Origin of the sequence: Burkholderia aenigmatica (assembly GCF_902499175.1) — a bacterium.
In the GTDB taxonomy this organism is placed as follows: Bacteria; Pseudomonadota; Gammaproteobacteria; order Burkholderiales; family Burkholderiaceae; genus Burkholderia; species Burkholderia aenigmatica.
On sequence record NZ_CABVQC010000127.1, the window covers coordinates 1 to 6,731 of the forward strand.

At 70.6% G+C, this 6,731-nt stretch carries 8 protein-coding genes; 2 read left to right on the top strand and 6 right to left on the bottom strand.

The window, feature by feature from the left end:
* Positions 1 to 622: MFS transporter (locus BDO18943_RS41885; protein ID WP_175026660.1), on the top strand; the 622-nt coding region annotated here is incomplete at its 5' end.
* A gap of 13 nt (positions 623 to 635) precedes the next feature.
* Here BDO18943_RS41885 and BDO18943_RS41890 read toward each other — a convergent pair.
* Complete coding sequence (locus BDO18943_RS41890; protein WP_175026661.1) at positions 636 to 1,505, bottom strand: hypothetical protein; 870 nt, start codon at positions 1,503 to 1,505, stop codon at positions 636 to 638.
* 97 nt (positions 1,506 to 1,602) lie between these two features.
* Positions 1,603 to 2,139 carry a MarR family winged helix-turn-helix transcriptional regulator gene (locus tag BDO18943_RS41895; RefSeq protein WP_175026662.1) on the bottom strand — a complete coding sequence of 179 codons (537 nt, stop codon included), beginning with the start codon at positions 2,137 to 2,139 and terminating at the stop codon, positions 1,603 to 1,605.
* A 141-nt stretch (positions 2,140 to 2,280) separates the two neighbouring features.
* On the opposite strand from BDO18943_RS41895, the gene BDO18943_RS41900 reads away from it, so the two are divergent.
* Positions 2,281 to 3,192, top strand: a complete 912-nt coding sequence (locus BDO18943_RS41900; protein WP_175026663.1) for a DMT family transporter — start codon at positions 2,281 to 2,283, stop codon at positions 3,190 to 3,192.
* Here the strand turns inward: BDO18943_RS41900 and cobM are convergent, their stop codons facing one another.
* The 4 genes from cobM to cbiT all read right to left on the bottom strand — a co-directional run.
* The gene (cobM, locus tag BDO18943_RS41905) at positions 3,193 to 3,921 is read right to left on the bottom strand and encodes a precorrin-4 C(11)-methyltransferase (protein ID WP_175026664.1); all 729 of its coding nucleotides are present in this window, start codon (positions 3,919 to 3,921) and stop codon (positions 3,193 to 3,195) included.
* 43 nt (positions 3,922 to 3,964) lie between these two features.
* On the bottom strand, positions 3,965 to 4,696 hold the full coding sequence (locus BDO18943_RS41910) for a cobalt-precorrin-6A reductase (protein ID WP_175026665.1): 732 nt from the start codon (positions 4,694 to 4,696) through the stop codon (positions 3,965 to 3,967).
* Positions 4,693 to 5,781 (bottom strand): cobalt-precorrin-5B (C(1))-methyltransferase, encoded by a 1,089-nt coding sequence (locus tag BDO18943_RS41915; RefSeq protein WP_175026666.1) that lies wholly within the window; start codon positions 5,779 to 5,781, stop codon positions 4,693 to 4,695. Before BDO18943_RS41915 ends, BDO18943_RS41910 begins: the two co-directional genes overlap by 4 nt.
* Positions 5,781 to 6,731, bottom strand: a 951-nt coding sequence (gene cbiT / locus BDO18943_RS41920; protein WP_175026667.1) for a precorrin-6Y C5,15-methyltransferase (decarboxylating) subunit CbiT, incomplete at its 5' end; no start/stop codon positions are given. The genes BDO18943_RS41915 and cbiT, both read right to left, overlap by 1 nt.

The window sequence follows — 6,731 nt, forward strand, 5'->3', positions numbered from 1 at the left end:
CGACGCGTTCGCCGGCGGGCCGGCGTCGGCATCGAATGCGCAACCGTCGCGCTCGCCGCGTGCGTGGCGACTCGCGCTGTTCTTCGGCATCGCGACGGGCGCGTACACGCTCGTGCTCGCGTGGCTGCCGCCTTACTACATGCGGCTCGGCTGGTCGCCGACGGCGGCCGGCAGCCTGCTCGGCGGCGTGACGCTCGCGGAAGTCGTCGCGGGGCTGACGATCTCGGCGATGATCGACCGCCTGCCCGATCGCCGGCCCGCGCTGCATGCGGCGATCGCGTCGCTGTTCGTCGGCTTGCTGGTGATGCTGGCCGCACCGGAAGCGCTCGCGCTGCCGGCCGCGCTGCTGATGGGTGCGGGGATCGGCGCACTGTTTCCGCTGTCGCTGATCGTCACGGTCGACCACGCGGCGACGCCGGCCGATGCCGCATCGCTGACGGGGTTCGTGCAGGGCATCGGCTACCTGATCGCCGGGCTGTTCCCGTTCGCGGCAGGCATCGTGCGCCAGCATCTCGCGGACCTGTCACCCGCGTGGATCGCGATGGCCTGCCTGTGTGTCGCGCTGTTCGCGCTGGCGGCAGGCTTTGCACCGAAGCGGGCGCTGCACGCCGCGCGCGCGTAGCAGCGGCCGCCGCTCAGTTGACCGGTTCGCAAAACGGGATCTTGTCGCGCAGCGCGTGGCCTGCGGCGACCGGGTCCCGCCCTGCCGGCAGCGTGACGGAAACCGACGTATGCCCGGTTTTGCTGCGCGGTTCCTGGCCGGGCCAGTGGCTCTCCTTCCACGTGGCGATCCAGTCGAGATTGCCGGCGCTCGCTCCGGGCACGAAGCGCAGCCGCAGCGAACCGTCGAAGTCTTCGCTGCAATGCGGCGAGTGCTGATAGTCGTGCTCGGAGAAGCAGGCCCGAATCTGCTTGTCGCAGCTGAACGGGAGCTTCGAGACGCGTGGCGTGCGGGCATGGCCGCCGTTCGGCCGCAGTTCGACGAAGTCGGCGTTTTCCCAGCTTCCGCCTCCGCCTGAATAGCTTTCGGACCAACCGGCCAGTACCGCGACCGCGAAGCGCTCGCCACCCAGCGGGTACAGCGCGGGGTAGATCTGGAGCGGTGGCGGATCGCCGTCGCCTGCGCCCCGGTCGGCGGGCTGGTAGTCGGAGAAATTCCACTGCTGAACGACCTTCCAGCCGGCGGCAGGCGCGAAGCTCACTTTCAGCAGCTGCGGGCCTGGCAGGATCGCGTAGTAGATGCCCGACGCGTCGTTCCTGACCCGGTACAGCGACGGCGCGTTGTCCGCATCGCCTGGCTGGCCGGGCGCGCCGCACGATGCCGACGCCAACGCGCAAACCTTGCGCGGCCAGTCGCGATCGGGCACGGCGGTTTTCGCGACCGCGACGAATGGCACGGCGCGGGCTTCGGTGGCTTCACCGGCGGCGTTGACCGCGGATGCCGCCAGCAGCGCGGCCGTCAATCCCGCCAGGCCGACAATGCCCGATCGAATACGGGTACCCATTCAATGGTGTCCTTGTAAGGTGGTTGGCGCGCCGTGATCCCGCGAAGTGACCCAGTCTGCCCGAAAGCGCCCGCCTCGCCCAGACACTGCACCGTTCTCAGTCGCTCGCTTCCTGTTCCGCCAGGAACCGCCGATAGGCGCGTTCAGACGGGCAGCGCCGCAGGTCGCACGCGTCTTCGTCGCACTGACGGCACACGCGGATCGCGCTCGACATGTCGTCGGCGAGCGCGCCGACCAGTTGCTCGCAGATCGGCATGAGCTGCGCGCATTGCTCGGGCGTTAGCGTGCGCGTGAGATCCGCGATCGCCGTGCCGCGCGCGGCAAGCACCTGCTGCAGCGCATCGTGCCCCGCCTCGGTCAGCGTCAGCACGACGGTGCGCTTGTCGTCGCCGGGCTCGCGCGCGACGAGCCCTTCCTGCGCCATCCGCTCGGCAAGCCGCACGGCCGACGAATGCACGAGCATCAATTGCCGCGCCAGCGCGTCGATCGTCAGCGCATGAGATTGCGACAGCAGCACCAGCGCATCCACGCTCGATCCGTGCAGCCCCGTGTCGCGCGCGATTGCGTCCTCTACCCGGTCGTTCAGCCCGAGCGCGAGCGCGCCCAGCAAATTGTTCAGGCGTTGCTTTTTCACGTAGGCGCTCCTAGTATATGTGTGCGTCACGCATATAATTTAACCGATCGTTTCACCGATGTCAGCCGCGGCGCGGCCCGCTCGATCCGGGCGGCCGCACGCCCGCATTCTACGGGTCGACAGGCCGAGTGGAGTCCACGCATGAACGGCAACACGCGCAAGACCGGATATCTGATCACGGCGACGCTGTGCTGGGGCGTCGCCATTCCGTTCAGCAAGATGGTGCTGCCGGCCCTGTCGCCCGCGTGGCTCATCGTGCTGCAGATCGCCGCCAGCGTCACGGTACTCGCCTGTCTCGCCGTCGCGCAACGCGTGAGCCTGACAGGCATCGCGCCGGCGCAGCTCGCCGTCGTCGCGCTGATCGGCATGCTCGAACCATGCGGCGCGTACTACCTCGGGTTCGTCGGCATGCAATCCACGTCCGCGCTGCACACGGCGGTGATCTTCGCGCTCGAACCGCTCGGCATCCTCGCGTTCAACATCGCGCTGTTCCGGTTCAAGGTCGACAGGCGGCTGCTGGTGGCGGGCGTCGTCGCGTTGCTGGGTGTCGTCGTCATCACGCTCGGCGACCCGTCGGCGGACGGGCACGCGTCGCTGCGCGGCGATGCGTTCGTGTTCGCCGGCGTGATGGTGGCCGCGCTGTACGTGTCATTGTCGACGCAGGCCGTGACGCTTCCGTCCACGACCGCGATGCTGCTGATCCAGCAGGCCGGCTCGCTGCTGCTGGCGCTCGTGCTGCTCGGCGTCGATGCGGGCCGCAGCGGCCCGCTCCGGTTGCCGGCGTGGCCGGCCGTGTGGCCCGCGCTGGCGATCGGCGTGCTGCAGTTTACGCTCGCGTTCCTGTTCTATTTTCGCGGCGCGCGCGACAACGCATCGTACTGGAGCGTGGTCGTGCTCAACCTGATTCCCGTCGTGGGCATCGCCGCGTCGATCCTGATCCTCGGCGAATCGGCCTCGCCGATCTATTTCGTCGGCGGCGCAATCACGATCGGCGCGGCGCTCTACACGCACCTGCGCGAACGCCGTACCGGGCTCGTGCCCGCCCGCGCGTGATCAGCCCGCGCTTGCGTACAGCGTCGAATCCGCGAACCCTTCGGCGTCCAGCACGCGCCCGATCAGGATCAACGCGGTGCGCTCGATCTGCGTGCCCTGCACCCTGGCGACGATGTCGGCGAGCGTGCCCGTCACGCGTTCCTCGTCGGGCCAGCTCGCGCGATAGATCACCGCGACCGGGCAATCGGCGCCGTAATGCGGCAGCACTTCGTCGACGATGCGGGCGAGATGGCGCACACCGAGATGGATCGCGAGCGTCGCGCGGTGCGCGGCGAGCGAGCCGAGCGCTTCGCCTTCCGGCATTGTCGTCTTGCCCGCGAAGCGCGTGAGGATCACCGTCTGCGCGACGCCGGGCAGCGTCAGCTCGACGCCGAGCGTGGCCGCGCATGCGGCCGTGGCGGTCACGCCAGGTACGATTTCGTACGGAATCCCGAGCGTCTTGAGACGGCGGATCTGCTCGCCGATCGCGCCGTACAGCGATGGGTCGCCCGAATGTACGCGGGCGACGTCCTGCCCTTTCGCATGGGCGCCGGCGAGCAGCGCAACGATTGTGTCGAGGTCGAGCTCGGCCGTATTGACGACCTGTTCCGCGCGATGGCCGTCGAGCACGGCGGCCGGCACCAGCGAGCCCGCATACAGAATCACCGGGCACGTGCGCACGAGGCGCTGGCCCTTCACCGTGATCAGCTCCGGGTCGCCGGGACCCGCGCCGATGAAATACACCGTCATCGAAAAATCTCCGTCAATTCATGGGATGACCGGCCGCGCGGCGTCATGCGCGCGCGGCCGGATCGAGCGCGTCGATGAGCGCCGCGGCCAAGTCGAACGCACGGTCGGCGTCGGGCAGCGGCGGCCGGCGCAGCATCACGACCGGCAGCCTGCGTTCGCGCGCGACGTCGAGCTTGGCTTCGGTGGCCGTGCCACCGCTGTTCTTGCTGACGACGACGTCGATGCCCATCAGCGCGAACAGCGCGCGCTCGCCGTCGAGCGTGAACGGCCCGCGCGCGGCGACGATCTGTGCACGCGCGTTGCCGGGATGCGCGTCGAGGCAGCGCACGAGCCAGAACTGGTGCGGCGGGATCGCGTCGAGATGCGCGAGCGGTTCGCGGCCGAGCGTGAACAGCGGCCGCTTGAACGGCGCGAGCGCGGCTTCGATGCCGGCCCAGTCGTCGACCATGCGCCAGTCGTCGCCGGGTTGCGGCGACCACGGCGCGCGGCGCAGCGCCCACAGCGGCACGCCCGCTTCACGCGCCGCAGCGGCGGCGTTCGCGCTGATCTGCGCGGCATAGGGATGCGTCGCATCGATCACGAGACCGATGCCGGCGCTGCGCAGATACGCGGCCAGCCCGGCAGCACCGCCGAAGCCGCCGACGCGCACGTCACAGCGCAGGTCGTCGGGCACCTTGCCGAGGCCGGCCAGGCTGTAGACGTGACGGGGCCCGAGTGCGCGTGCGATTTTCAGTGCGTCGCCGGTGCCGCCGAGCAGCAGGATGCGCGTGCTCATCGCGCCTCCCCGACGAAGCGGCCCTGCCGGTCGATCGCGAACATCTCGACGGCGACCGACGGCGGCACGATGTCGCGCGCGACGCGCAGCGCGTGCGCGCAGACGAGATCGCCGAGCGGCACGCCGTCGGCGTGCGCGAGCTTCAATGCTTCCTGGCTCGTGTTCGCGGCACGCATTGCGGCCTGCAGCGTGTCGCTTGCGCCCGCCTCGGCCGCCCACTGCGCGAGCAGCGGCAGGTCGATGCTCGAATGGCGGCTATGCAGGTCGAGATGGCCGGCGGCGAGCTTGCTGAGCTTGCCGAAGCCGCCGCACATCGACAGCCGCGCGACCGGTGCACGCCGCAGGTGCTTGAGCACCGCGCCCGCGAAATCGCCCATCTCGATCAGCGCCATGTCGGGCAGTTGGTAGTGCGCGCGCATCGCGTCCTCGCTCGCGTTGCCCGTGCACGCGGCAATGTGCGCGATGCCGTTCGCCCGCGCGACGTCGATGCCCTGGTGGATCGACGCGATATAGGCCGAGCACGAGAACGGCCGCACGATGCCGGTCGTGCCGAGGATCGACAACCCGCCGACGATGCCGAGGCGCGGGTTCATCGTCTTCAGCGCGAGCGCTTCGCCGCCTTCGACACCGATCGTCACGTCGAAGCCGCCCGCATAGCCATGCTCGGCCGCCAGCGCCTCCAAGTGCGTCGTCATCATCTGGCGCGGCACCGGGTTGATCGCCGGCTCGCCGACCGGCAGCGTCAGCCCCGCGCGCGTGACCGTGCCGACGCCGGGCCCCGCATGAAACCGCACGCCGGGTACGGCCGCGAGCGCGACGCGCGCGAAGATCAGCGCGCCGTGCGTGACGTCCGGATCGTCGCCGGCATCCTTGATCGTGCCGGCTTCCGCACCGTCGGCGGTGGCCCGGCAGAACTCGAGCCGCATCATCACGCGCTGCCCCTTCGGCAGCACGATCTCGACCGCATCGTCCGCCAGGCCCGCGAGCAGCAACCGCGCGGCGGCGAGCGACGTCGCGGTCGCGCAGCTGCCGGTCGTATAGCCGAAGCGTAGTGGCGCGGGCTGTTCGGGGGTCTCGTCGCGCATCACGCGTCCGTTGCGTTCGTCGCGCTCGTCATGGCCGGCGATCCGGTCGTGTCGGCCGCGTCGGGCTTGCGCACATCGTACAGCGTGACCGGCAACGGCTGCCGCCACGTATCGAAGCGGCCGAGCGGCTCGGCATGTGCGAGCGACACGCGCGTGAGCGTGCCGCCGTGCGCATCGCGCCAGGCGGCAAGCGCCATCTCGCCCTGCAGCGTGACCGCGTTCGCGACCAGCCGGCCGCCGGGCTTCAAGGATGCCCAGCAAGCATCGAGCACGCCCGGCGCGGTCGCCCCGCCGCCGATGAAGATCGCGTCGGGCGCGGCGAGCCCCGCGAGCGCATCGGGTGCGCGGCCGGCGACGAGTTGCAGGCCCGGCACGCCGAGCGCGTCACGGTTGTGCTCGATGAAGCGCTGTCGCTCCGCATGCGCTTCGATCGCGATCGCCTGGCAGGACGGATGCGCGCGCATCCATTCGATGCCGATCGAGCCGCTGCCGGCGCCGACGTCCCACAGCAGCTCGCCGGGCGCGGGTGCGAGGCGCCCGAGCGTCATCGCGCGCAGGTCGCGCTTGGTGAGCTGGCCGTCGTGACGGAACGCATCGTCGGGCAGGCCCGGCGTGAGCGCGCGGCGCGGCGCGTCGGGGCCGGCCTGGCAGTCGAGTGCGACGAGATTGAGCGCGGCCGTTTCGTCGACGCGCCAGTCCTGTGCCAGCCCGTCGAGACGCCGCTCGAGCGGGCCGCCCAGATGTTCGAACACGCTGACGCGCGTCGGCCCGAAGCCGCGCGCGACGAGCTCGGCCGCGACGGCGGCCGGCGTCCGGCCGTCGGCACTCAACACGAACAGGCGGCGGCCGGGCAGCAGGTGACGCGCGAGCGTCGCAAGCGGCCGGCCGACGAGCGAGACCGCGCCGACATCCTGCAGCGCCCAGCCGAGGCGCGCGGCCGCCAGCGACAG